Origin of the sequence: Paenibacillus sp. FSL H3-0469 (assembly GCF_038051945.1) — a bacterium.
Taxonomy (GTDB): Bacteria; Bacillota; Bacilli; order Paenibacillales; family Paenibacillaceae; genus Paenibacillus_AQ.
This window is the reverse complement of record NZ_CP150302.1, coordinates 2,702,595-2,727,124: the sequence shown is the minus strand read 5'-3', so window position 1 is coordinate 2,727,124 and position 24,530 is coordinate 2,702,595. Positions and strand designations below refer to the sequence as shown.

18 protein-coding genes are annotated in these 24,530 nt (G+C 54.1%); 16 read left to right on the top strand and 2 right to left on the bottom strand.

The window, feature by feature from the left end:
* Positions 1-13 precede the first annotated feature (13 nt).
* The 6 genes from NSS83_RS11785 (at position 14) to NSS83_RS11760 (ending at position 6,717) form a co-directional block, all read left to right on the top strand.
* Entirely contained in the window at positions 14-265 is a 252-nt protein-coding gene (locus NSS83_RS11785; RefSeq protein ID WP_036690543.1) for a post-transcriptional regulator, read from the top strand.
* A gap of 233 nt (positions 266-498) precedes the next feature.
* Complete coding sequence (gene secD / locus NSS83_RS11780) at positions 499-1,752, top strand: protein translocase subunit SecD (RefSeq protein ID WP_341184331.1); 1,254 nt, start codon at positions 499-501, stop codon at positions 1,750-1,752.
* Positions 1,742-2,638 carry a protein translocase subunit SecF gene (gene secF / locus NSS83_RS11775; protein ID WP_036690539.1) on the top strand — a complete coding sequence of 299 codons (897 nt, stop codon included), beginning with the start codon at positions 1,742-1,744 and terminating at the stop codon, positions 2,636-2,638. The genes secD and secF overlap by 11 nt, the downstream gene beginning before the upstream one ends.
* Before the next feature lie 121 nt (positions 2,639-2,759).
* Positions 2,760-3,725: a cation diffusion facilitator family transporter gene (locus NSS83_RS11770; protein ID WP_341184332.1), complete on the top strand. Its 966-nt coding sequence runs from the start codon at positions 2,760-2,762 to the stop codon at positions 3,723-3,725.
* 29 nt (positions 3,726-3,754) lie between these two features.
* Complete coding sequence (gene recJ, locus NSS83_RS11765) at positions 3,755-6,169, top strand: single-stranded-DNA-specific exonuclease RecJ (RefSeq protein ID WP_341348296.1); 2,415 nt, start codon at positions 3,755-3,757, stop codon at positions 6,167-6,169.
* Between the two features lie 29 nt (positions 6,170-6,198).
* Positions 6,199-6,717: an adenine phosphoribosyltransferase gene (locus tag NSS83_RS11760; RefSeq protein ID WP_341185224.1), complete on the top strand. Its 519-nt coding sequence runs from the start codon at positions 6,199-6,201 to the stop codon at positions 6,715-6,717.
* A 117-nt stretch (positions 6,718-6,834) separates the two neighbouring features.
* Here NSS83_RS11760 and uraA read toward each other — a convergent pair whose 3' ends face one another.
* Positions 6,835-8,145 carry a uracil permease gene (gene uraA / locus NSS83_RS11755; protein ID WP_341184334.1) on the bottom strand — a complete coding sequence of 437 codons (1,311 nt, stop codon included), beginning with the start codon at positions 8,143-8,145 and terminating at the stop codon, positions 6,835-6,837.
* 312 nt (positions 8,146-8,457) lie between these two features.
* Between uraA and NSS83_RS11750 the strand changes: the two genes are divergently transcribed.
* The 10 genes from NSS83_RS11750 (at position 8,458) to NSS83_RS11705 (ending at position 21,596) form a co-directional block, all read left to right on the top strand.
* Positions 8,458-10,638 carry a bifunctional (p)ppGpp synthetase/guanosine-3',5'-bis(diphosphate) 3'-pyrophosphohydrolase gene (locus NSS83_RS11750; protein ID WP_341184335.1) on the top strand — a complete coding sequence of 727 codons (2,181 nt, stop codon included), beginning with the start codon at positions 8,458-8,460 and terminating at the stop codon, positions 10,636-10,638.
* A gap of 29 nt (positions 10,639-10,667) precedes the next feature.
* The gene (gene dtd, locus NSS83_RS11745) at positions 10,668-11,111 is read left to right on the top strand and encodes a D-aminoacyl-tRNA deacylase (protein ID WP_341184336.1); all 444 of its coding nucleotides are present in this window, start codon (positions 10,668-10,670) and stop codon (positions 11,109-11,111) included.
* Between the two features lie 261 nt (positions 11,112-11,372).
* Positions 11,373-11,528, top strand: coding sequence for a hypothetical protein (locus NSS83_RS11740; protein WP_156949513.1), 156 nt, complete (start codon positions 11,373-11,375; stop codon positions 11,526-11,528).
* A 158-nt stretch (positions 11,529-11,686) separates the two neighbouring features.
* Positions 11,687-12,193: a type 1 glutamine amidotransferase domain-containing protein gene (locus NSS83_RS11735; RefSeq protein ID WP_341184337.1), complete on the top strand. Its 507-nt coding sequence runs from the start codon at positions 11,687-11,689 to the stop codon at positions 12,191-12,193.
* A 59-nt stretch (positions 12,194-12,252) separates the two neighbouring features.
* Positions 12,253-12,714: a hypothetical protein gene (locus NSS83_RS11730; RefSeq protein ID WP_341184338.1), complete on the top strand. Its 462-nt coding sequence runs from the start codon at positions 12,253-12,255 to the stop codon at positions 12,712-12,714.
* 983 nt (positions 12,715-13,697) lie between these two features.
* Positions 13,698-14,957 (top strand): histidine--tRNA ligase, encoded by a 1,260-nt coding sequence (gene hisS, locus NSS83_RS11725; RefSeq protein ID WP_341348295.1) that lies wholly within the window; start codon positions 13,698-13,700, stop codon positions 14,955-14,957.
* Between the two features lie 51 nt (positions 14,958-15,008).
* A complete protein-coding gene (aspS, locus tag NSS83_RS11720) occupies positions 15,009-16,787 on the top strand; it encodes an aspartate--tRNA ligase (RefSeq protein ID WP_341184340.1) in 1,779 nt (592 codons plus the stop codon).
* A 76-nt stretch (positions 16,788-16,863) separates the two neighbouring features.
* Entirely contained in the window at positions 16,864-17,622 is a 759-nt protein-coding gene (locus NSS83_RS11715) for a tRNA threonylcarbamoyladenosine dehydratase (protein ID WP_341184341.1), read from the top strand.
* Between the two features lie 193 nt (positions 17,623-17,815).
* Complete coding sequence (locus tag NSS83_RS11710) at positions 17,816-19,117, top strand: NCS2 family permease (RefSeq protein WP_341184342.1); 1,302 nt, start codon at positions 17,816-17,818, stop codon at positions 19,115-19,117.
* A 190-nt stretch (positions 19,118-19,307) separates the two neighbouring features.
* Positions 19,308-21,596, top strand: a complete 2,289-nt coding sequence (locus tag NSS83_RS11705) for a UvrD-helicase domain-containing protein (RefSeq protein ID WP_341348294.1) — start codon at positions 19,308-19,310, stop codon at positions 21,594-21,596.
* 393 nt (positions 21,597-21,989) lie between these two features.
* Here NSS83_RS11705 and NSS83_RS11700 read toward each other — a convergent pair whose 3' ends face one another.
* Positions 21,990-24,005, bottom strand: coding sequence for a methyl-accepting chemotaxis protein (locus NSS83_RS11700; protein ID WP_341184344.1), 2,016 nt, complete (start codon positions 24,003-24,005; stop codon positions 21,990-21,992).
* Between the last annotated feature and the right edge of the window lie 525 nt (positions 24,006-24,530).

Genomic DNA, 24,530 nt, shown 5'->3' with positions numbered 1-24,530 from the left:
GAGGTGCCTGCACGTGGAATCGGAACAATGGAGATATGACGAGCTTAGTGAAGATATCGAAGCCATGTGCATCAGCAAAGCGGAGGAATTCCGGCTCCTCGGCTATGAATATGTGACCGGTAAGGATATTTGGGATTGCATCAGCCGCAATTATGCCAAGGAGGGGAGACCTCCCCTGCACAGGCTGGTCAATGACATCTATTCGCTCAAGTCAGGCAGTTATATGACTTATCTGACCTTGGCGGCCTACCGGGGATTGAATTAACGGGGGGATTTGTCAAAAGGAACGATTTTCTTTTGCAAACGGGTACGCGAAGCAGTAAAGTAAGTACAGAGTGTTCAGACTTGTCCTATCAAACGGAGGTATCCTCGCTGTGCAGCAGAACCTGCCGTTTCTTTGTGTGAATCAAGACACCGTCATTCCTTATGAATTGACGGTCATTTCGCACGTAGCTATAATAGGAATATTGAAGTAATGAAAGGGGAACTAGCTAGAGCATGAAGAGAATGTTGAGCTTTATCATTACCGTGGTCGTTCTAACCGGCGTCATGGTATTTACTACTCCCGGGCTGCTGGACAGAGTCCGTCTGGGTCTTGACCTTAAGGGCGGATTCGAAATTCTGTACCACGCCGAGCCAATGGATACGGGAGGAACTCTGACCCGCGCTTCGCTGCAGAAGACTGCAGAGAGCCTGGAGAAGCGGGCGAATGCACTCGGAACCAGCGAGCCTGAGGTGACCACCGAAGGTACGGACCGCATCCGTCTGAAGATCGCAGGTGTTACCGACGAAGCAGAGGTCCGCAAGAAAATGAAAGAACCCGCAGTTCTCACCTTCCGCAGTGCCAAGGAAGGGGATGCTCCCGGAGTATTCAGTAAGATTGAGCTTGTAGGCAGTGACTTCGTGGAAGGTGCGGCAGAGGTTCAACGCGACAGTCTGAACCGTCCCGAAATCAGCATCTCGATCAAAGACAAGAAGAAATTCGCAGAGATTACCGAGCGTCTGCTGGGTAAGGAACTTGCTATCTATCTGGATGAGAACCTGTTATCTGCGCCTCCGACGGTACGAGCTGTGCTGACCGATGGTAAGGCTTCGATCTCCGGAGGATATACGCTGGATGAAGCCCGTGAGATTGCCGATACGATCAACCTCGGTGCTTTGCCGCTGAAGCTGACAGAGAAATATTCCCAGAGCGTAGGGGCTACACTGGGTAAGCAATCCCTGGATGAGACTGTCAGAGCCGGTATTGTCGGTTCTGTGATTATTTTGATTTTCATGCTGCTTATGTACCGTCTTCCGGGCGTACTGGCCAGCTTCGCGCTGATCCTGCACACCTGGCTGCTGATTCTGGTATTTGTCCTGGCGGACTTTACGCTGACCCTTCCCGGGATCGCCGCGTTCATTCTCGGTATAGGGATGGCCGTCGATGCCAATATCATTACCAATGAACGGATCAGGGAAGAGATGCGCAGCGGGAAGGGCATTATGTCTTCCGTCAAAGCAGGGAACAAGACCTCCTTCCGTACAGTTATGGATGCGAATGTAACCACTATTATCGTAGCGGCTGTCATGTTCGCCTTCGGTACTGGTGCGGTCAAAGGCTTCGCACTGATTCTGATCGTGGAAATTGTACTAAGTATCGTAACAAACCTTTATTTTGCCCACTGGATGCTGACTGTGCTGGTTAAAGCCGGCGCACTCAAGAAGCCGAAGCAATTTGGGGTAAAGGAGAGTGACATCAGTGCGCTTTAAGAAAGAGCTTGACTTCGTACATTTAAGTAAATTTTTCTATATCTTCTCGATCGCCATTACTGTAGCTGGTCTGATCTTTCTGGCGACCTTCGGCCTGAATTACAGCGTTGACTTCAAGGCTGGTTCCAATGTGGACGTGTCGCTCTCGAAGAGTGTCACGCTGGCTGAGCTTCAGCCGGCTCTAAAGGATGCAGGCATTGGGCATGAGCCGACGATTACCATCGGCGACAAGCGGGTCAACATCCGTTATGATCAAGAGCTGAGTGATACACAGAGCGAGACCCTCAAGAAGTCAATCAACAAGATTGATGAGAAGGCGTCTTTTGAGATCAACACCGTAGATACCGAAATGGCCAAGGAGCTGGCCCGGAATGCGATTTATTCTGTGCTGCTTGCCAGTATCGGGATTATCATTTATGTTAGTATCCGGTTTGAATGGCGTTTCGCGTTGGCTTCCATTGTGGCGCTGCTCCATGACGCATTCATGGTAGTGGCGATCTTCTCGATCTTCCGTCTGGAGGTTGACATTACCTTCATTGTCGCGGTGCTGACCATTATCGGTTACTCGATTAACGATACGATCGTTATCTTTGACCGGATACGCGAGAATCTGCGCTTCGGTAAACAGAAGTCGTATGAGGACCTGAAGCACCTGGTTAACAAAAGTGTAATGCAGACACTCATGCGTTCTCTTTATACAGCCTTCACCGTATTTATCGCCGCGTTCTTCCTGCTGATTATGGGCGGCGAGTCGATCCGCATGTTCTCGCTGGCCATGGTTATCGGTCTGCTCTTCGGAGCCTATTCATCGATCTTCATCGCAAGTCCGCTCTGGCTGCTCTTGAAGAAGCGCCAGAAGCCGGCTAAGACCCCGGCCAAAGTCTAACACCCGCTTGTTCTGTAAGCCGCGTCTGTAGCGACGCGGCTTTTCGGAATCTTCGGGTTAGGGCGTCTTGCTTGATTTCATCATCATGAGTTTACCTGCTAGTGGTAAGGAGGGCCTCGTTATGAATGACAAACCATTACCCCGGAAACAAACTGTTGCCTGGACCGGAATCCTTAGTGATGTTCTGCTTGCTGTAGCCAAGGGAAGTATCGGTTATCTGTCAGGCAGCAAAGCATTGTTGGGGGATGCAATTTATTCGGGAGCAGATGCCGCTGCCAGACTGGCGGGGGTGATTCCGTGGAACCTGAAGCAGAGTCACAAGACTACAGGCGCAGCCGAACGTGGCCGCACTGTACAAGGAAGCAAGGAGCCCATGGCGGCTATTCTGTTCTCTGTGCTGATTATTATGGGCGGGCTGCAGGTTGCTTTCTCGGCTATCCGTGATTTGACAAGGGGACATCTGTCGGCACCGGAGGAGTCAGCGCTTGTTGCTGTTCTGCTGTGCATTGTGTTCAAAGAGGCTGTATTTCAATACCAGTACCGTTATTTCAAAAAAAAGGGTGACGGCAGTCATGCAGCTTATGCCGATAGCCACCGGTTCAGCCTCTATACGTCTATAACTGTATTTATCGGAATTGCCCTGGCCATAACTGGAGGATACTTGAACTGGCATCCTCTGCTCTACATGGACCCCATTGCAGCTCTGCTGACCGGATGTCTGATTCTCCGCAAAGGCTATTCATTAATTGCTTCCTCTGTGTACAGCAAGAAGATTCAGGAGCTTCCTTCCGAGGAAGCAGCCAGCTTCATTGAGACGGTTCAGCGGGTACACGGAGTCATCCGGGTGGAGCAGCTCCGGGCGCTGGAGGAAGGCGACTATGTGAATCTGCATGTAAAGATTAGTGTGAATCCGCGGATCAGCGTGATGGAAGCACAGGATATTTCGGAATGTGCAAGGAAACTGCTTCAGCACCGGTTCGTTCATGTTGGTGAGGTTCATATGGATGTTGTGCCGTATGATCCGGGTTATCCTTATAAAAGCAATCACGAGCTCGTGGACAACGATATTCCCACGCTGCTTCAGTAGTCTGCAAGGTGAGAGAAAGGTGAGCTGTATTGCTTCATTCAAAAACAAGCTGGCAATCTCCGGCAGCCGATTCCGAGCGTATTCAGGAACTGGCCCGGAGCCTTTCTATTTCTCCGCTCCTTTCTTCACTGCTGGTGCAAAGAGGTATGGATACCGCTGACAAGGCGCGCGTATTCATGGATTCAGGAGCGGAAGATAGACATGATCCATTCCTGCTTAAAGGAATGGCTGAAGCGGTGCCGCGGATACAGAAGGCACTGCAGGAGGAAGAGCATATTTTGGTGTACGGTGATTATGACGCAGACGGGGTATCCAGCACAGCGCTGATGATCTACCTGCTGCGTCATCTCGGCGCCTCCTTTGACATTTATATTCCCCATCGGTCCAATGAAGGCTATGGACTGCATAATCATGCGCTGGACTGGGCGGTCCAGCAGGGTGTATCTCTCGTCATTACGGTTGATACTGGTATCAGTGCCTATCATCAGATTGCCTATGCCTCGGAGCTGGGCATTGATGTTATTGTCACGGACCATCATGAGCCGCCTGAGCTGCTGCCGGAGGCGTATGCCCTGATTAACCCGAAGCTGCCTGACTGCCCGTATCCGTTCAAGGGTCTGGCTGGAGTGGGGGTGGCTTACAAACTGGCTGAAGCGCTCCTGGGCAGCGAAGTGCCGGAGGAATGGTGTGAGATTGCCGCCATCGGCACCGTAGCTGACCTGATGCCGCTGCTGGGCGAGAACCGCAGTCTGGTGCGCAGAGGCCTCAGCAGCATGCGGAATTCATCCTTCCCGGGCATCCGGGCGCTGCTCTCGGTGGGCGGTATTGCGATGAACACCGTCAGTGCGGTGAATATCGCCTTCGGGATGGCTCCGCGTATTAATGCCAGCGGAAGACTGGATCATGCTGGCCGGGCGGTTACACTGCTGACCACGGAAGATTCGGCAGAAGCTGAGCAATTTGCCGGTGAGCTGGATCTGCTGAACAAGGAACGCCAGCTGGTTGTGGAGCGAATTGTCACTGAAGCCACCGCCAAGCTGGAGGAGAGAATCAGCCGGAGCGGACTGCCGGATATTATTGTGCTGGCGGACCAGGGCTGGAATGTCGGCGTAGTCGGCATTGTGGCCTCCAAGCTGCTGGAGCGGTATTACCGTCCGGTCATTATTCTGGACATTCATCCGGAGACCGGGATGTGCAAGGGCTCTGCCCGCTCTATTCCGGGCCTGGATATCTATGCAGCCTTATCCTCATGCGCCGGACTGATGGACCACTTCGGAGGACATCCGGCTGCGGCGGGGATGAGTCTGCCGCAGGATAAGCTGGAAGCCTTCGATGCGGCGCTGAACAGCTATGCTGCGTCTATTCTGACACCGGAGGACTTCGTAGCTGTTACAGCTGCGGACGGCGAAGTCTCCATTGCCGATCTGACCCTCCAGGCTGCGCTTGAGCTGGAGCGGCTTGCCCCGTTTGGCATGGCCAATCCGCTGCCGAGATTCATTCTGCGCGAAGCGGTTGTGAAGGAGACCCGGAAGATGGGCCAGGAGGGCAAGCACCTGAAGCTTGTGCTCCAGCAGGACAAGCTGACGATTGAAGCTGTAGCCTTCGGCAAGGGTCCGCTGGCAGAGCTGCTTCCGGACGGAACAGTCGTGGATGTACTGGCAGAGCTGTCCGTCAATGAATGGAACGGCTCGCGCAAGCCCCAGCTGATGCTGCAGGATCTGGCGGTGCCGAAGGCGCAACTGTTCGATCTGCGCGGCGCAGCTGATGCTGTCAAGCAGGCGGCGCATATTCAGGAGCTGCTCCGCACCTATAGCGGCAGCCATCCGGGCCGGAGTGCTGCGGTCTTCCAGAACAGCCGGACGACGCCGCTGCGTGATCTTAAGGGCATGTCCCTCTGGGTATACGATGAGTCTGCCGGGATCTCTGCTGTACATCAGCCGGAAGGCGCGCATGATGAAGAGAGACTGTCGCTGCTCTGTGTGCTGGATATGCCCGAGTCCCCGGAACAGCTGGAAGCGCTGTTTACTGCTTTTCCCCGGGCGGAGAACATTGCCCTGCTGCATTCGATCCGTGACGGGCGTGACCGGCTGCAGGTGCCGACCCGTGATCATTTCAAATCGTTATATAAATGGATCGCCGCAATCGCTGCATCTCCAACTCCTGAGCATGAAGTGCTGCTGCGGCTCAGCCGCCAATCGGCGCTTGGTGTGCGTATGGTGAGCAGAATGCTGGATGTGTTCGATGAGCTTGACTTCATTGAGCGCAGCGGCGGCACAATCACCTTTGTCCCGCAGCCTGCCGCCAAGAGTCTGAGCTCATCAGAGCATTTCGTCAGACTGGGCAAGACGGCGGAGATGGAGCAGTATTTCATGGAAGGCAGCCGCAGTGAATTGCAGGAGTTCATGCTGTCACGGTCATTGGTTCAAGTAACTTCAGCGGGGTGATTCCCGCTTACTTTTAGGAGATGATGATGTTGGATTTCAAAGACAATATTCGCGTAATTCCGGATTTCCCCCAGGCGGGAATCAGCTTCAAAGATATTACCACGCTGCTCAAGGACGGCGCTGCGTACCGTGCAGCCATCGATGAGCTTAAGGCTCTGGTGGCCCACCTGGAGATCGACGTCATTGCCGGACCGGAGGCGCGCGGCTTTGTAGTGGGCGCGCCGCTGGCCTACGCGCTTGGGGTAGGCTTCGTGCCAATCCGTAAAAGCGGCAAGCTTCCTTATGAGACAATCGAAGTAGGCTATGATCTGGAATACGGCAAGGATACCCTCGCTGTGCATACCGATGCGATCAAGCCCGGCCAGAAGGTGCTCATTGCAGATGATCTGCTGGCTACAGGCGGAACGATTGCTACTTCTGTTAACCTGGTAGAGCAGCTTGGCGGCCAGGTGGTCGGCGCTGCATTCCTGATCGAATTGACAGCCCTGTCCGGACGGGACAAGCTGTCGGATATTGAAGTAGTTACCTTGTTGACTTACGAGGATTAATCTCCGTGCCCGGCAACTTTTCCCGGGAAATAAAAAGCGGACTGCTGTCGAATGAAGACAGCAGTCCGTTTTTTTGTTACAGGTTGAAGTGGGTGGACAATAAAAGATGTGAGTCACTTAATGTGCCGATTTGTCAGCTTCCTGTTCATTGGACAGGCCCAGAACCTCGATCAGCTTGAAGAGCAGGGCGAGGACCATACCGACGATAGTCGCCAGTGCCATCCCTTTCAGCTCTACACCGCCGAGCTTCAGCGAAATGCCGCTGATGCCGACAACCAGGACGAGCGTCGCCAGAATCATGTTGGTGGCTTTGGAGAAATCGACCTTCTGTTCAACGAAGATACGCAGGCCTGACGCCGCAATAACCCCGAACAGCAGCAGGGAGACACCGCCCATGACCGGCAGCGGAATGTTAGCAATGACTGAGGAGAACGTTCCGGAGAACGACAGTACAATGGCGATTACAGCAGCCCCCGCGATAACATATACCGAGTACACCTTGGTCAGAGCCATTACGCCGATATTCTCACCATAAGTGGTATTAGGTGTAGACCCGAGGAACCCTGAGAGAACAGTTGAAATCCCGTTACCCATCAGTGAGCGGTCCAGTCCCGGGTCCTTAGTCAGATCCTTGCCGACGATATTGCTGGTCACCAGCAAATGGCCGATATGCTCAACAATGACCACAAGCGATACAGGAATAATAGTCAGAATGACCTGCCAGTTGAAGGATGGGGTAATGATTGTTGGATGCGAGAGGAAGCTTGCTTGAGAGATAGCACCAGTGTTCACCTCACCCATTATATAAGCGAGTACATAACCGGTCACGATACCGATGAGAATGTGAATGATTTTGGGGAAGCCGCGGAACAGCACGGAGCCGAGCACGGTAACACCGAGCGTGACGAGCGACAGGGTTATCGCTTTGCCGTCAGGCGTCCAGTCTGCGGTAGCCACACCATCAGGAGCAATCAGTCCGGCCATCCGTGCGGCTACAGGCACAAGCTCCAGTCCGATTGTGGCAACGATTGCTCCCATGACTGCAGGAGGGAATACAATATCAATCCAACCGGTACCGGCATAACGTACAATTAAGGCCACAAGAATGAATATAACACCAGTCACGATAAAAGCACCCAGTGCAAGCGAATATCCGCGCTCATGATCGCCGGCATGATCTTTCAACACAAGCAGCACCGGAGAGATGAAGGCAAAGCTTGAACCCAAATAGGCGGGGATTTTGCCGCGGCAGATCAGAATGTAGAGCAAGGTGCCGATACCGTTCATCAGCAGGATCATGCCGGGATCTACCCCGAACAGGTTGGGAACAAGCACAGTGCTGCCGAACATGGCGAACAGATGCTGAAGACTCAGGAGGAAGCCCGGGCCCCAAGGGAGTCTTTCGTTAATTTGAATTTCGCGTTGCAATGGAGTTCACTTCTCTTTCTGATCTAATTTGATTTGACAATTCTTATCTTTTAAAAAACCGCCTTTACTAGATTAAATAGATCGGCGGGTTTTTACAACAACATTTTTACCCGTGCCACAAAATTGTCTTTTCTTGCCCCTTTCCCTTACAAGAATACCACGCTATGGCAAGTGTTGACGGAATCCCTCGTAAGCGTCATAATTATAGACAACTTTAACCTGAGCGCAATGCAGCCGGGAACGTATGGAACCTGCAAATTCTGCATGCTTGCAGGTTCATTTTATTATAGAAGGGAAACGGATACGACGAGAATGGGCATAGAGCAATTAACCGAGAAGGCTGGCGCCTATATAAAAGAAAAAGATCTTCTCCGCATCCGTGAAGCTTATGAATTCGCCGATCAGGCTCATCACGGGCAGGTCCGGAAGTCGGGGGAGCCATACATTCTACATCCGCTCGCGGTCGCAGATATTGTCGTCAATATGCAAATGGATGTCATATCCATTATTGCTGCGCTGCTGCATGATGTTGTGGAAGATACGACGGTGTCCCTGGAGCAGATCCGCACGCAATTCGGCGATACCTGCGCCATGCTGGTGGACGGCCTGACCAAGCTGGAACGCATCCGCTTCCGGTCCAAGGAGGAGCAGCAGAACGAGAACTACCGCAAGATGTTCATCGCTATGGCCCAGGATATCCGGGTAATCGTGATTAAGCTGGCGGACCGTCTGCACAATATGCGTACGCTCAAATACCAGTCTGAAGAGAGTCAGCGCCGGATTTCTTATGAGACGCTGGAGATCTTTTGTCCCATTGCGGACCGGCTGGGGATCTCTGCGATCAAGTGGGAGATGGAGGATATTGCGCTCCGTTATCTGAATCCGCAGCAGTATTACCGGATTGCCAATCTTGTACACAAGAAACGGGCAGAACGTGAGCAGTTCATTGACAGTGTAATCGGCCGCATCCGCGCCAAGCTGGATGAAATGGGCATTGAAGGCGATCTCTCGGGACGCCCGAAGCATATCTACAGTGTCTATAACAAGATGAACACGAAGAACAAGCAGTTCAACGAGATCTATGATCTGCTGGCTATCCGCATTATCGTCGACAATATTAAGGATTGTTATGCCACTTTGGGTATTATTCATACACTTTGGAAGCCGATGCCTGGCCGTTTCAAGGACTATATTGCTATGCCCAAAGCGAACATGTATCAGTCTTTGCATACAACCGTTGTTGGTCCGGGAGGAGAGCCCACGGAGGTACAGATCCGCACCTGGGAGATGCACCGTACGGCCGAATTCGGGATCGCCGCCCACTGGGCGTATAAGGAAGGCAGCAGCAACAACGTCAATCCCGAGAACCGGATGCCGTTCTTCCGCGAGATTCTGGAGCTGCAGCATGAAGCCAAGGATGCCGAAGAGTTCGTGGAATCGCTCAAAATGGACTTCTTCTCCGATCTCGTCTTCGTATTCACGCCTAAGGGTGAGGTAGTGGAGCTGCCTGCAGGCTCGGTGCCGCTGGATTTCGCATTCCGCATCCATACCGAGGTCGGGAACCGGACGATCGGCTCCAAAGTGAACGGGCGTATTGTTCCGCTTGACCATAAGCTGAAGACCGGGGATATCGTGGAGATTCTGACCTCGAAGAATTCATACGGTCCGAGCCGCGATTGGCTGAAGATTGCCCAGTCCTCGCATGCGCGGAGCAAGATCAAGCAGTGGTTCAAGAAGGAGAAGCGCGAAGAGAACGTGGAGAAGGGCCGGGAGGCCATCGAACGCGAGCTGAAGCGCCTGAACGTAGAGGTCTCTGACTGGCTGACGGAGGACAAATTGTCGGAGGCAGCGAAGAAGTTTGCCTTCAACGATGTGGAGGATATGCTGTCGGCGGTCGGCTTCGGCGGGATTACCGCCGCTCAGATCGCTTCCAAGCTGACCGAGAAGCTGCGTAAGGAACAGGAGGAGGCCGCAGGCCATCTGGAGCTTACCTCCGAGATGAAGGCGATCAAATCCAGCGGAGAGAAGCGCAACCAGCCGACCAACGGGGTCCGTGTCAAGGGGATCGACAATCTGCTGGTGCGCTTCGCACGATGTTGTAATCCCGTGCCGGGTGACGATATCATCGGCTATGTGACCCGCGGACGGGGCGTATCGGTACACCGTGAGGATTGTCCGAACCTTCCGAATGAGATGGACGGAGAGGAAGCAGCCCGCGTGATCGAAGTGGAGTGGGAAGGCAGTATGGAGGCTAATTACAGCGTCGATATTGAGATTACCGGCCATGACCGCAACGGGCTGCTGAATGAGGTGCTGCAGGCGGTATCGGAGAGCAAGACCAATATTTCAGCGGTCACCGGGCGCTCCGACAAGAACAAGATGGCGATGATCCATATGACGATTCTGATCCGCAATACCGATCACCTGCAGTCTGTGGTCGACAAAGTGAAGCGGGTCAAGGATGTATATACCGTTAACCGCATTATGCAATAGAGGGCTAAGGCAAGGAGTTGAAGAATGAGATGAGAGTCGTTGTGCAGCGCTGCAAGAACTCCAGTGTGACGGTGGACGGCACAGTGACCGGAGCGATTGGAGAGGGTCTGCTGCTGCTGGTCGGCGTCACCCATGAGGATACAGAGAAGGATGCCAAGTATTTGGCGGACAAGGTTGCCGGACTACGGATTTTTGAGGATGCAGCCGGTAAAATGAACCATAGTGTGACGGAGGCCGGCGGTGCCATCCTGTCCGTCTCCCAGTTCACGCTGTACGGGGACTGCCGCAAGGGCAGACGTCCCAACTTCATGGCGGCAGCGGCTCCTGCGGAGGCAGAGCGGCTCTACGACTACTTCAATCAGGAACTGCGTGCCGGAGGGCTGAAGGTAGAGACCGGCGTGTTCGGAGCGATGATGGATGTCGCCCTGACCAACTGGGGACCGGTTACGCTGCTGCTGGACAGCAAGGGTTAGGAATGCAGGCGGCAGACGCCGCCTTAACTGTAAATATAAGAATTTATAGGTTTCACACGATAATTTATCCTTCTATTTCTCGCCGAAACGGTACCGTTCTTTAAAAGGACGGCAAAGCCGTTTCCACTTGATAAGATACATCACGGGACTCCACATGGTGGGGTCTTTTTGCTGTGAGTTAACCAAGCGGGATAGCAGCAGCTCTGACTGGATAGACTATGAATGATGCACCATTATTCATAAGTGCGGGGAGCAAGCAGAATGAGACAAGCACCAAAAGCATGGATGTGGAACACGATTCAGGCCCATGTGGCCGGGTCGATGGCCGAAGCTTCAGCGACAGCCAAGGAAGCCGGGGACCCGAAGGAGCCGCAGGGGCTTCAGCGGAGGGGCCGAGGTCTTTTGCCGCGTACCTGAACGCAGTGAAGGTACACGGGGAGTGGAGTTTTTTGAGCGCGGAGGCAGCAGGTACGGAACAGAATTTACGGGAACTGCTTAGGCTTCGTTATAAAGCGGGGGAATGAGGGTAATAGATTGACGAGACGACAGCACCCAAGAGAGGAGATATGGATCTCATGAGTAAAGTAGCTTTTCTGCTCGCCAATGACTTTGAAGATTCTGAAATGAAGGTTCCTTACGAAGAAGTTTTACAGGCAGGACATCAGGCAGAAATCATCGGTCTGAAGAAAAATGAGACCCTGCTCGGCAAACAAGGAAGCGTATCTTATACCGCTGATAAAGCGATCAGCGAGGTCACAGCCGGAGAGTATGATGCGATAGTCATTCCAGGCGGATCTTCGCCGGAGAATCTTCGTCTCGACCCGGATGTTCTGCAATTCGTGAAGGATGCTGACCGTGCAGGCAAGCCGATTGCCGCTATCTGCCACGGCCCGCAGATTCTGATCAGCGCTGAACTGCTGCAAGGCCGCACCCTTACCTCCTACCCGCCGCTGAAGGATGATCTGATCAATGCCGGCGCGGAGTTCAAGGATGAAGAGGTCGTCGTAGACGGCAATTACATTACTTCACGCACACCCAAGGATGAGCCCGCTTTTGTGCGTGAGCTGCTTAAGGTGTTGTAATACATGAAATACATGCATAACCCGTTAGGCATAATACAACTTTATGGGAGGGATTTACAATGAGTAAAAGAATCCAGGCCTATTTCAGTACAGAAAGTGCAGCGGAAGGCGCCAAGACAGCATTGATTCCGTACGGTGTAGAGGGGATTGAGGTATCCGCTTTGACTGACCCATTGGATAATGGAGTAAATAACCGGCGCAATATTCTGATCCCGCTGGGGTCCACCAATACCGCTTCAACCGGTGCCGGGGGCGTGTACGCTGCCGGAGGTGCAAGCGGCATGGGATCCGGTGCGGCCATTGTCCCGGCCGTTGTGACCGATGATGATCTGAAACGTACGGATGAAGTGCGTGCGGATGAAGTACGTACGGAGGGCGAAGTGCATAGAGGGGAAGCGCTCACAAGCAGCGACTTGGAGCACCTGCATTATGTCATGGATCTCAAGGTAGCCGAGAATCATTACAACGAGGTTGTAGAGGTTCTGCGCGGTAAGCAGGCCTATGTGGAGATTTTTGATTAAAAAGGACTGCGGCATCGCTGCCGGTATACATTTCAGCTCCAGCCCTCCGTTATGGAGAGGCTGGAGCTGTTTTATATGCAGCATAAAAGGAAAACAGCGGGATAGATGTAGACAGGAGCAGGGGGATGGTGTAACCTATGGATTAGCATGACAGCAGGGATTTGGCCGGCTTGGTGAAACGCTTTCTTTTCTGTAATGCAACTGTAACACTACATTCATGATTCCTTAATATAGCGTGTTTATAATAGAAGCATGACCCCCTTTTTTATAATATATGATGATGGACCTGCAGCAATCGGCTGCAGGTCACTTTTTTATTTTTGGGGAGATTTCAAGTAACATGGAGTGTCAATAGAGTGAAGTAGTGAAGCGGACTGACATTCCGTTATTAGGCTGAATTGAGCGGATAACGAGGCATATGTAGGTGCATAGCGGAATCTGAGTCCGCTTAAGCTGAGAATGAGGAGCTTTTGCCCCAATAGCGGTATTTCAGTCCACTTGGCTGAAGGAACGCTGGCTCGTGGCAGCTTATTTTATTCAATCCTTGACTTTAGCGCAGTGGTTCAGTAGAATCTAACAGTATAGGTAAGTTTATATTGTTTTGATGACGGGACCAAGTAATCCGTAACCCACAACCCCAGAGAGGAATCCCGCAGATCATGGCTGTCGTCCAGTTAAGGAGGACCACCACCCGCTGATCCGCACGGCTGTAAGGATTCTGTTGATGAACGGACGAATGACCTCCCCGAGAACGCACGGCGAACGCAGGCAGCATTAGAGCCTTCAGTCAGTAGCCGAATGCGCGTAGGCGGGCGTTAACCGCTTAGAGCGGAGCTTATGCAGAGCAAGTTGCATGGAGCCCGGAATGTGGGTGGTACCACGGGTGAATTATTGGTTATGATAATCCCTCGTCCCTGTTGTAATTGAACAGGGATGAGGGATTTTTTGCTGTTTTTAGGGGTTATTTTCAGGAGGGATAGACTGTGGCTAAAGAAAGATTCGAGAAACCTACAGGTACGCAGGATGTACTTCCGGGTGCAGTAGAGAAATGGCAGGTAGTGGAGGCCAAGGCAAGAGAGCTGTGCCGCCGCTTCAATTACCGGGAGATCCGTACCCCGCTGTTCGAGCACACCGGGCTGTTCGAGCGCGGAGTCGGTGAAACAACGGATATTGTAGAAGGTGAGATGTATACCTTCAAGGACAAGGGCGACCGCGATCTGGCGCTTCGTCCCGAAGGGACAGCAGGCGTGGTACGCGCGTATGTCCAGAACAAGCTATACGGGGAGCCGGATGTCAGCAAGCTGTATTACATCGGACCGATGTTCCGTTATGAACGTCCGCAGGCCGGCAGATACCGCCAGTTCCATCAGTTCGGCATCGAAGCCTTCGGCGCGGTGGACCCGGCGATTGATGCTGAAGTCATCTCGCTGGGGTACCAGTTCTACATTGATCTGGGGCTGAAGGATGTGCGGGTAGAGCTGAACTCGGTCGGCAATGCGCCGAGCCGTGCGGCTTACCGCGAGAAGCTGCTGGATTTCCTGAGACCGATGAGAGCGAGCCTGTGCAGCGACTGCCAGCGCCGGATGGAACGCAACCCGCTGCGCGTGCTGGACTGCAAGGTGGATCAGGACAAGTTTGGCGGAGCGCCCTCTATTCTGGACAGTCTGGATGAAGAGTGTACAGAGCATTTTGCGAAGGTGAAGGGACACCTGGATGTGATGGGTGTGGAGTACAGCATCAACCCCCGTCTGGTACGCGGCCTTGATTATTACACGCATACGGCGTTTGAGTATAAAGCGGCAGGCATTGGCTCCATTGACACGGTGGGCGGCGGCGGCCGGTATAACGGTCTGGTCGAGGAGATCGGCGGACCAGATCAGCCGGGTATCGGGTTCGGGATTGGTCTGGAGCGGATTCTGCTGATTCTGGAGAATCAGGGTGTCGAGCTGGAAGCGGCGAAGCCGCTGGATGTGTACTTCGTTGCACTTGGCGAAGCAGCAGATCTGGAGATTACGAAGCAGCTGTTCCGTCTGCGCAGCCTGGGCTTCTCTGCGGAGCGCGATTACCTGGGGCGCAAGATGAAGGCGCAGATGAAGTCGGCGGACCGCATGTCAGCCCGGTATACGGCGATTCTCGGTGAAGACGAGCTGAATAGCGGCGTCATCGCACTGAAGTCAATGGAGACCGGCGAGCAGCGGACGGTGAAGCTGGACGAGCTGGCCCAGGCGCTGATTCAGAATTAAGCAACTTTAGCGAGTATAGGTAATTTCAATCATGAAGGGGTAGGATAAAAGATGACCAGAAGCCATAACTGTGGACAATTAACAACAGCGAGCATCGGTGAGACCGTAACATTGAACGGCTGGGTACAGACCCGCCGTGACCTTGGAGGCGTGCTGTTCATTGATCTGCGCGACCGTACAGGGATTGTACAGATTGTCTTCAACCCTGACTATTCCGGCGAAGCGCTGCAGATTGCCGATAAGGTGCGCAGTGAATACGTGCTGTCCGTGACAGGTACCGTGGTGAAGCGTGATGAGGAGACCATTAACCGCAACCTGCCGACTGGTGAGATCGAAGTGCAGATTACAGATATTGAAGTGCTGAATGCGGCCAAGACGCCTCCATTCTTCATCGAAGACGGGGTGGAAGTAGACGAATCTCTGCGCATGAAATACCGTTACCTGGACCTGCGCCGTCCGGAGATGCACAAGACGCTGCTGCTCCGTTCCAAGGCAGCGAAGATTTTCCGTGACTTCCTGGACAATGAAGGCTTCATCGATGTAGAGACGCCGATCCTGACCAAAAGCTCGCCGGAAGGCGCACGTGACTACCTCGTGCCCAGCCGTGTGCATGAAGGCGAATTCTTCGCGCTTCCGCAATCGCCGCAGATCTACAAGCAGCTGCTGATGGTTGGCGGCATCGAGCGTTATTACCAGATGGCCCGTTGCTTCCGCGATGAAGACCTGCGCGCTGACCGCCAGCCGGAATTCACGCAGTTCGATATTGAGACCTCGTTCATGCCGCAGGATGAGCTGCTGGCGATGATGGAGAAGCTCATGCAGCGCCTGCTGAAGGAAACGATCGGTGTTGAGGTTGCTGTTCCGTTCCAGCGTCTGACGTATGCCGAAGCGATCGGCAAATACGGCTCCGACAAGCCGGACCTGCGGTTTGGCCTGGAGCTGGTAGAGATGAATGATATCGTTGCTGAGAGCGGCGTGAAGGTGTTCGCTTCCGTGATTGAGAAGGGCGGAGAAGTGAAATGTCTGAACGCTAAGGGCTGCGGCACATGGACCCGTAAGGAGATTGATGATCTTGGACCATACGCGGCCCGTTACGGCGCCAAGGGTCTGGCCTGGATTCAGGTCAAAGACGGCGAGTTCAAGGGACCGATTGTGAAGTTCTTCTCCGAGGAAGAAATCGCTGCCGTGAAGGAGCGCACAGGTGCCGAGGATGGCGACCTGCTGCTCTTCTCCGCTGATACCAAGAAGGTGGTAGCCGATGTACTTGGCGCCCTGCGTCTGAAGATCGGCCGTCAGCTTGGTCTGATCGATGATAGTGTGTTCAAATTCGCTTGGGTAACGGAATTCCCGCTGCTCGGCTACGATGAAGACCAGAAGCGTTATGTGGCCGAGCATCACCCGTTCACCCGCCCGATGGATGAAGACCTGCATCTCTTCGATACTGATCCCGGTGCAATCCGTGCTCAAGCCTATGATATCGTGCTTAACGGATACGAGGTGGGCGGCGGTTCCCAGCGTATCTACAAGCGTGATGTTCAGGAGAAAATGTTCGATGCCCTAGGCTTCTCGCAGGAGCTGGCTTATGAGAAGTTCGGCTATCTGATGGATGCCTTTGAATACGGCACGCCTCCGCATGGCGGCATCGCGTTCGGCTTCGACCGTCTGATTATGCTGCTGGCAGGCCGCACGAATCTGCGTGAGACGATTGCCTTCCCTAAGACGGCAAGTGCAACGGACCTGCTGATGGATGCCCCGTCTCCGGTGGATGCCGGACAGCTGGAGCAGCTGCATATCAAGCTGGCACCGAAACCGGAAAAAGAAAAGAAATAAATCAACTATGGACTGACGGGGCGCACCAGGAGAGCAGAGTGACGTCCCGGAAGCCTTGCCCAAGGAGGCTGACATCATGCTGAATCAGTTCTCGCGTACGGAGCTGGCGATCGGGCCGGAGGGCCTGGAGATTATGAAAAACAGCACAGTGGCTGTGCTGGGGATCGGCGGAGTCGGCGCCATGGCGGCGGAAGCGCTGGCCCGGACAGGCATCGGCCGGATTATCCTGATTGATAAGGATTCGGTGGATATTACCAACATCAACCGCCAGCTTCATGCGCTGACCACGACCATCGGCCAGAACAAAACCGATCTGATGGTGGACCGCATCAAGCTGATCAACCCGGACTGCGAAGCGATTGCGCTGAATATGTTCTACACCGAAGAGACGTATGAGGAACTGTTCAAATACAAGCTGGACTATGTAATTGACGCTTCGGATACGATTATCTATAAGATTCACCTGATCAAGGAGTGTCTGGCCCGGAAGATCCCAATGATCTCCAGCATGGGAGCGGCCAACAAGATGGACCCGACCCGCTTCCAGGTCGCCGACATCTCCAAGACCACCATGGACCCGATTGCCCGGGTGATCCGCACCAGACTGCGCAAGGAAGGCATCAAGAAGGGCGTGAAGGTGGTCTTCTCCACCGAGAAGCCTGTGAAGCCGCGCGAAGATGTGACGGAGCAGATCGTGCCTGCGAATGCGCCGGACCGGCGCAAGGCGAAGCAGCCTCCGGCCAGTACTTCTTTTGTACCCCCTGTAGTCGGCCTGATTATGGTCAGTGTAACGGTACGGGATTTGCTCGCAACGGGCGGCATTACATTTGAATGAATTCTATCAGGTAAAAGGGTATGTAGCCGGTTTCCGGCTATATGCCCTTTTATTACGGTATGTATTGGGGCCCCCCGCAAAGTACCTGAATAGGCTTCGGAGCTAAAGCCGCACTTTGTGGGGTTATTTTACGGTATGTATTGTGGGGAGATACTTAACATCACATGAGATGAACTGAAGTGGAGGTTGTTACATGAAATCGAATATTTGGCGGAATAGTGTGGGAATGGAGCCGGGCGATAACTGGAAGCAGGAGTGGGCGGCCGGTATCCTGTCGTATTTCGCTTCGGTATATATTGTAATGGTTAACGCGGCGATCCTGGCAGATGCAGGCATGCCGCTGCGGGCCGGGATGGTTGCCACGCTGCTGACAGCGGTGACGGGCTGCCTGCTGATGGCTTTTGGCGGCAAAACGCCGATTATCGTCGTCCCGGGCATGGGGATCAACGCCTTTTTCACTTATACGCTGGTGCATTCTATGAAGCTGGACTGGCGTGAGGCGCTGGCGGTGGTGGTGGTAACCGGGGTACTGTTCGCCATTGTGGCCTTCACCTCGCTCTACCGCATTCTCAGCGATGCGATTCCCCATAATCTGCAGCATGCGATCACCGTCGGCATCGGACTGTTCCTGACCTTCATCGGCCTGCAAAAAAGCGGGATTGTCATTGCCCACGCCACCACCTTCGTTGCCATCGGGCATTTCAGTGATCCTGCGGTCATTACCTCAGTGGTGACGCTGCTGCTGGCGCTGGTGCTGTTCATCCGCGGCACACGCGGCGGGCTGTTGATCAGTATGCTCGCGGGCACAGGGCTTGCCTATCTGCTGGGAGCCGCCCATGCGCCGAAGAATACCGAGCCTGGACATGTGTTCACTGGTTACGGCAGCGTGTTCGCCAGTATGGACTGGAGCGGATTCGTCAGCCTTGTCTTCTGGATTGCCGTCTTCCTGCTGCTGCTGATTGTAGTCTTCGAGAATATCGGCCTGATCTCTTCCCAGACGCTGATGGCAGGACGTCCGGAACGCTTCAAAAGCAGTCTGCGGGCGCTGTCGCTCGCCAACATCGCGGCAGGTCTGTTCGGCAGCAGCCCGGTGGTCGCCGCTGCTGAATCCACGGCCGGAATTGCGGCAGGGGGCCGCTCCGGCTTAACCTCACTCGTCACCGGCCTGCTGTTCGGCGCGACCTTTCTGTTCATCCCGCTGCTGGCTTATGTGCCGGACAGCGCGATTGCGCCGATTCTGATCGTAATCGGCGGGTTGATGGTGCAGAGCGTGCGCGAGATGGATCTCGGCGACATGACAGAGCTGTTCCCGGCCTTCCTGGTCATGGTGATGATTCCCTTCACCTACAGCATCGTGGACGGCATGGCGTTTGGCTTCATCACCTACCCGCTGGTGAAGCTGGCAACCGGCAAAGGCAAGGAGGTTCCTCCGGCATTGTACGGCATTGCCGGACTGTTCATTGCGAACTTCGTGCTGCATGCGCTGATGGGCTAACGGCAAAGCGGAAGGTGGGAGCGGCGCGTTTCCCTTCCACTGGTCCGCAGATAGAAATATATGGCTTTCCCTGTCGTGTTGTGATAAGATGGACTGCTCACATCACTTAAGGTGCATGCTTCCGAAGCGAGTTATGCTCGTAGTGATTCAGGAAGCGAATGCCCGCATAACTTTTAGGAGGTAACTGAAATTGGAAGACAACTTTCAAAGTGCCTATCAAGAGGAAGAAGACAGGCTGAACCACGTGCTGACAGAGATTGACTCCACCCTTGAGCGGCTGCGCTCAACACCGGTGTACACGGGACACGATTATACCGAGCAGGTGCTGGAGGATTCGAGGGAACAGAAGCGCAAAGATCTTGCCAAGCTTAGGCAGGAGCCTTATTTCGGACGGCTTGATTTTCAGGGCAATGACGAGCAGGACCGCAAGGCACTTTATATCGGCAAAATCGGCGTAGACCGCGAGCAGGTAAGCGACCGTCCGCTTGTCATTGACTGGCGGGCACCGGTGGCGAGCCTGTTTTATTCTTTTACCGGAGGAACGGAGGCTGCCTCGTATGAAGCGCCGGAGGGGCTTATCGAAGGGCTGGTCTATCTCAAGCGCAACGTCGTGATTCGCAAGCAGATCCTGGAGCGGGTGGCGGATACGTATAACCGTGACAGCGACGCACCGGCGGTATCGGATGAATTCCTGGTCTACCGGCTGGGGGAGAACAAGGATAACCGGCTGCGGGATATCGTCTCCACGATCCAGGAGGAGCAGGACAAGATTATCCGGGCGGCCAAGAACACGGCGCTGATCATCCAGGGGGTCGCGGGAAGCGGTAAGACCACCGTTGCGCTGCACCGGCTGGCGTTCTTATTGTATCAATACAAGGAGCAGGTCTCGGCGGAGAAAATGATCATTTTCGCCCCGAACCGGATGTTCCTGGACTATATTTCAGATGTGCTGCCGGAGCTGGGTGTCGGCAATATTGCCCAGAGCACGTTCCCGGACTGGGCGGCCGAGGTACTGGGTGTGGACTTGCCGGAGCAGGATGCTTCGGAGGTCATGAGCCGCTGGTTCGAGACGGCGGGAGCAATGCCGGTCATCACGGAAGAGACCCCCGGGCGCTTCAAGGGATCAACGGTGCTGATGAGCGTCATTGAATCCAGCGTCAAGCTGCTGGAGACCAGCGCTGTGCCGGAGGGCGATTTCATCCCTTGGGACGGGGCGGTGCTGAGCCGCCAGGTGATTCTGCGCTGGCACAATGAGGAATATGCGCCGTATCCTCCGGCGAAGCGCAAGGAGCGGGTGATGGCGCGGCTTCACCGCTGGATCGAGATGGAGCTTAAGAAGAGTCCATCAGCGGCTGCGCTGAAGGAGCGCAAGAAGAAGGGCACGGCACGCGAGAAGGCTTACAGCGCCAAGTGGCCGAAGTACGAGCCGCTCGCCATCTATAAGCAGATCTTCCGGGCGGCGAAAGTGCCGGAGGACTGGCCGGCAGCAGCGCCGGAAGAGATTCCGCCTGCCGTGCTGAAGGAGACCGTCAAGGAGCTGAAGAAGGGCATTCTGCGCGAGGAGGATCTTCCTCCGCTGCTGTATATCCATTATCTTTTGAACGGCAATGAGGGTACCGAACGGTTTGACCATATCGTGATCGATGAAGCGCAGGATTTCTCCCCGTTCCAGATTGCTGTACTGGATCTGTATGTGAAAGGACATTCCTTCACCATTCTGGGTGACCTGTCGCAGGGCATTCACGCCTACAAGGGAGTGCATGCGTGGAGAGAGATGCAGACGCTGTTCGCTGAAGAACACACGGCATATCATGCACTTACCCGAAGCTACCGCTCGACGATGGAGATTATTGAGTTCGCTAACGGCATTCTGTCTGCGGGCGTAGGCAGTGAGCTGCTGGCCGTTCCGGTCTTCCGCAGCGGAAATCCTGTGCGGCTAATCTCCTATGAGGCGGATGTGCTGCCGGGAACGGCTGCGGCTGCTCCGGCGGGTAAGGAAGCGGCAGGGTACACGGATGCGGCTGCGGGTAAGGAAGCGGTATGGTATACGGATGCTTCTGTGGGCAGGGACGAGCGGCTCAGCGCGGTTAAGAGCGCGCTGGCGCAGCTCTCCGGGCGCGAATACCGTACGGTGGCGGTATTGACCCGCAGCCTGCGGGAAGCGTCTGAGCTGTACGCCGAGCTCGCCACGCAGTTCGAGGATCTTCATCTGATTGACGGCAGCATCACGGAATATCGCGGCGGATTGTCGATTCTGCCCGTCTACTTGTCCAAGGGACTGGAGTTCGATGCCGTCATTCTGGCGGATGCCGACAGTGACCATTATGGAGCGGCGGCCTGGGATGCGAAGCTGATGTATGTGGGCTGTACGCGTGCCCTGCATGAGCTGTGGCTGCTGCGGGGCGGCGAATTACCGCCTTACGTTCAACTGAACGCAGAGGAGACCGTCTCCGGCTGGCCGGAGGCAGAGGTGCAATAGTCAAAAATAGACAGCGTCAAGCGGTCGCGGGAGACCCAACCAGCGGCGATCCGGCTACGATCCGGTAAAATGGATTCGGCGCTTTGGCGAAACAGATGCGCCAATGAGCGCAGCTCCTTGCGGACTGTAGCGCCCTTATTTTCAGGAAAACGCCACTTTTGGAGCTGTAACGGACTGTAGCGCCTTTATTGTCTCTGTAATCGATGCTTATGAGCGGAATATCGGCTGATAAGGTCCATGGTGTCCGTAACTTTGCCCAATCATGACCTTCATCCCAAATAAGCGCTCCTCAGTCCGTAACGATCGGCGGAGTTTCCCTGATTGAAGACAAAAAGCAGCGATTCTCCTTTATTGGAGGATCGCTGCTTTGCATTTTGGGGCGCTTCTGTATTATTAAGCCTTACCCTTCGCATCGAACTGGAACCGCTCCACCTGTCCCTGCATATCCGCAGCCATGCCGGAGAGCGCCGCAGAGGAGGATGTGATTTCCTCCATCGAAGCAAGCTGCTCCTCAGTAGCTGCGGTTACGCTCTGGAAGGAGTCGAGCGCTGCCCGGGCGATGGTGGCCATCTCCTGGACGGAGGCGGCTACTTCGGAGCTGCTGGCCGACATTTGCTCTGTAATGGCCGAGACCTCATGGATCTGCTCGCCGACCTGCCGGGTGGACTGCTCAATCTGCCGGAAGGCTTCGCTCGCCTCCACGGTAAGCGCCATGCCCTGCTCCACATCCTCTACCACCTTATGCTTCATCACATCATAAGCGCTGGCGATCAGGCCTACCATCTCAGAGATGGTCTCCTGAATCTGTCCGGCACTGCTATTCGTGGCCTCCGATAGCTTGCGCACTTCACCGGCAACCACGGCGAAGCCTCTGCCGTGTTCTCCGGCCCGGGCCGCTTCGATGCCGGCATTCAGCGACAGGAGGTTGGTCTGCTTGGCAATGGCGGAGATCGCCGTGCTGGTCTCTGCCACCCGGGTGCTTAAGCCGTTAAGCTCAGCGATCAGGGTGCCGGACTGCTGCACCGATTCGCGGATCGTTTTCATCTGCTGTAGCGCCTCCTGCATTCTGGAGCTGCCGGTTGCGACATCCGTTTCCGTAAGTATAGCGGCACTCACAATTGCTTCTGAAGCGGAAGCGATTTTCTGGATACCAGTGGACATCTCCTCCATCGTTGTAGCGACTTCGGCGGAAGCATACGCCTGGGTCTCCACGCCCCTGGTGGATTCCTCCACCAGCTCCGTCACATACTCGACTGCTTTGCTGTTCTCAGCCGTACTGGCTGTGAGCTGTTCACTGGCAGCGGCGAGCTGGCCGGAGGTCTCGGCAACCTCCTGTACCATGGTGCGCAGTGAAGAGACCATTTCATTGTAATTGCCGGCAAGCTGACCGATCTCATCCCTGCGGCTGGTCTGGACGAATTCATCCAGATGTCCTTCGCTTACCCGCTTGGCCGAACGGTTCAGGCGTTCTACCGGCCCGGTAATCCGGCGGATAATGAGGAAGGTAATCACTGCAGCAAGCAGCAGCGCGATCACGAGAACGATAGCTGATTTGTACAGAATCGGGTAGACCGCCTTCGTATATTCACTCTCCGGAAGCACTCCGGCCAAGGTGAAGCCGGTCAGCTCATTGGTAATGTAGTACCCGTCCATTTGCGTATCGGCTGCCGCATCCTTGTAGGAGATTTTACCCGCCGGACCTTGCTTGGTTCCAGCCGTCATTGCGCCTGTGGCTTCTGAAGCAATCTCTAGGGCAGGGTGGTAGATCACCTTGTTATTGCCGTCCAGGATGAAGACATATCCGCTATCGCCCAGGCTGACATTCTTCGCCAGCTCCATAAGCTCCTTCATACTGATGCTGATCGTAACCACACCCTTACCGTCCGGAAAAGCCTTGGAGACCGGCAGAATGTAGCTGTTCGTGACTTTGGAGAAAATAGGATCGATCACCGATGTTGTCTCCGGGGTCTTAAGTGCATCTATATACCAGTCGCGAATCCGGGGATCATAATTGTCCAGCTTGGAATCCGGCGCGAACATGTATTTCCCGTCCTCGTTGCCTATTGCCACGATATCTACTTCAGGATGCTCGAGTTTGAAGTTGTCGATCAGCTTGCGCAGCTGTGGAGAATGGTTCGTAAGCCCGGTGCTGCTCATCTCGTACGCCAGCTCATTCACTGCGGCACTCTCCAGCAGGATCAGCTGCGACAATGTTTTATCCAGGAGGTGGATGCTTGAACGTGTCGTGTCTTCCATTTTGGAGCGCAGCGCCGATTCTGAAGTTTGTGTCGATATGGCCACCAGAGCCAGCGAGGGCAGCACAATAGCTGTAATGATAAGCAGCATCAGTTCAGTTCTGAGCTTCGTGATACGGAATAGGTGCTTTCGGGTTTTTTTCGGTGTTGGCATGGAAGTTCCTCCTGAATTTCTGAATGGATGGCGGTTAAAATTTATTTCCATATCTCGAAGTAACTAGATATTTTAATATATATTTCGACAGGAATCGACTAAATAATTAGTATTTCGTCAAAAAAATAACTCGAATTCTTCTCAAACTACTCCCCGTTCCAGGTAGTACGCGCGCCAGCTTTTCAGGTGGAGAACGATTATAACTATTCTTGAACTTGTAACCCCGGGCGGCCTGTGGCTTAATAATAAGTGTCCGGCCGGGCAAGATTACTTCTGGAAGGAGGCTGAAGATATGTTTTCAGAATACGAGGTGGTTTCCGTCTAAGACGGAGACCTGTTTAAGGGGAGGCCGCGAGGCCTCCTTATGTATAACGAGCGGACACGAGCATATGTAATTCCGGTTCCTACAATATATAGAATGACACTGACCAAGTACTGACAGATCGCTGATCCATAATGAATGTAGACGATAACCGTAGGGTTTAATATAATGTATTTAGGTGATTTACCAAATTTGAGGAGAAG

Coding starts and splice junctions, on each gene's coding strand:
- NSS83_RS11710 (WP_341184342.1), top strand. CDS start 17,816: ATGAAATCGAATATTTGGCGGAATAGTGTGGGAATGGAGCCGGGCGAT.
- aspS (WP_341184340.1), top strand. CDS start 15,009: ATGACCAGAAGCCATAACTGTGGACAATTAACAACAGCGAGCATCGGT.
- NSS83_RS11735 (WP_341184337.1), top strand. CDS start 11,687: ATGAGTAAAGTAGCTTTTCTGCTCGCCAATGACTTTGAAGATTCTGAA.
- dtd (WP_341184336.1), top strand. CDS start 10,668: ATGAGAGTCGTTGTGCAGCGCTGCAAGAACTCCAGTGTGACGGTGGAC.
- NSS83_RS11715 (WP_341184341.1), top strand. CDS start 16,864: ATGCTGAATCAGTTCTCGCGTACGGAGCTGGCGATCGGGCCGGAGGGC.
- NSS83_RS11730 (WP_341184338.1), top strand. CDS start 12,253: ATGAGTAAAAGAATCCAGGCCTATTTCAGTACAGAAAGTGCAGCGGAA.
- NSS83_RS11740 (WP_156949513.1), top strand. CDS start 11,373: ATGAGACAAGCACCAAAAGCATGGATGTGGAACACGATTCAGGCCCAT.
- NSS83_RS11750 (WP_341184335.1), top strand. CDS start 8,458: ATGGGCATAGAGCAATTAACCGAGAAGGCTGGCGCCTATATAAAAGAA.
- secD (WP_341184331.1), top strand. CDS start 499: ATGAAGAGAATGTTGAGCTTTATCATTACCGTGGTCGTTCTAACCGGC.
- NSS83_RS11770 (WP_341184332.1), top strand. CDS start 2,760: ATGAATGACAAACCATTACCCCGGAAACAAACTGTTGCCTGGACCGGA.
- NSS83_RS11700 (WP_341184344.1), bottom strand. CDS start 24,005: ATGCCAACACCGAAAAAAACCCGAAAGCACCTATTCCGTATCACGAAG.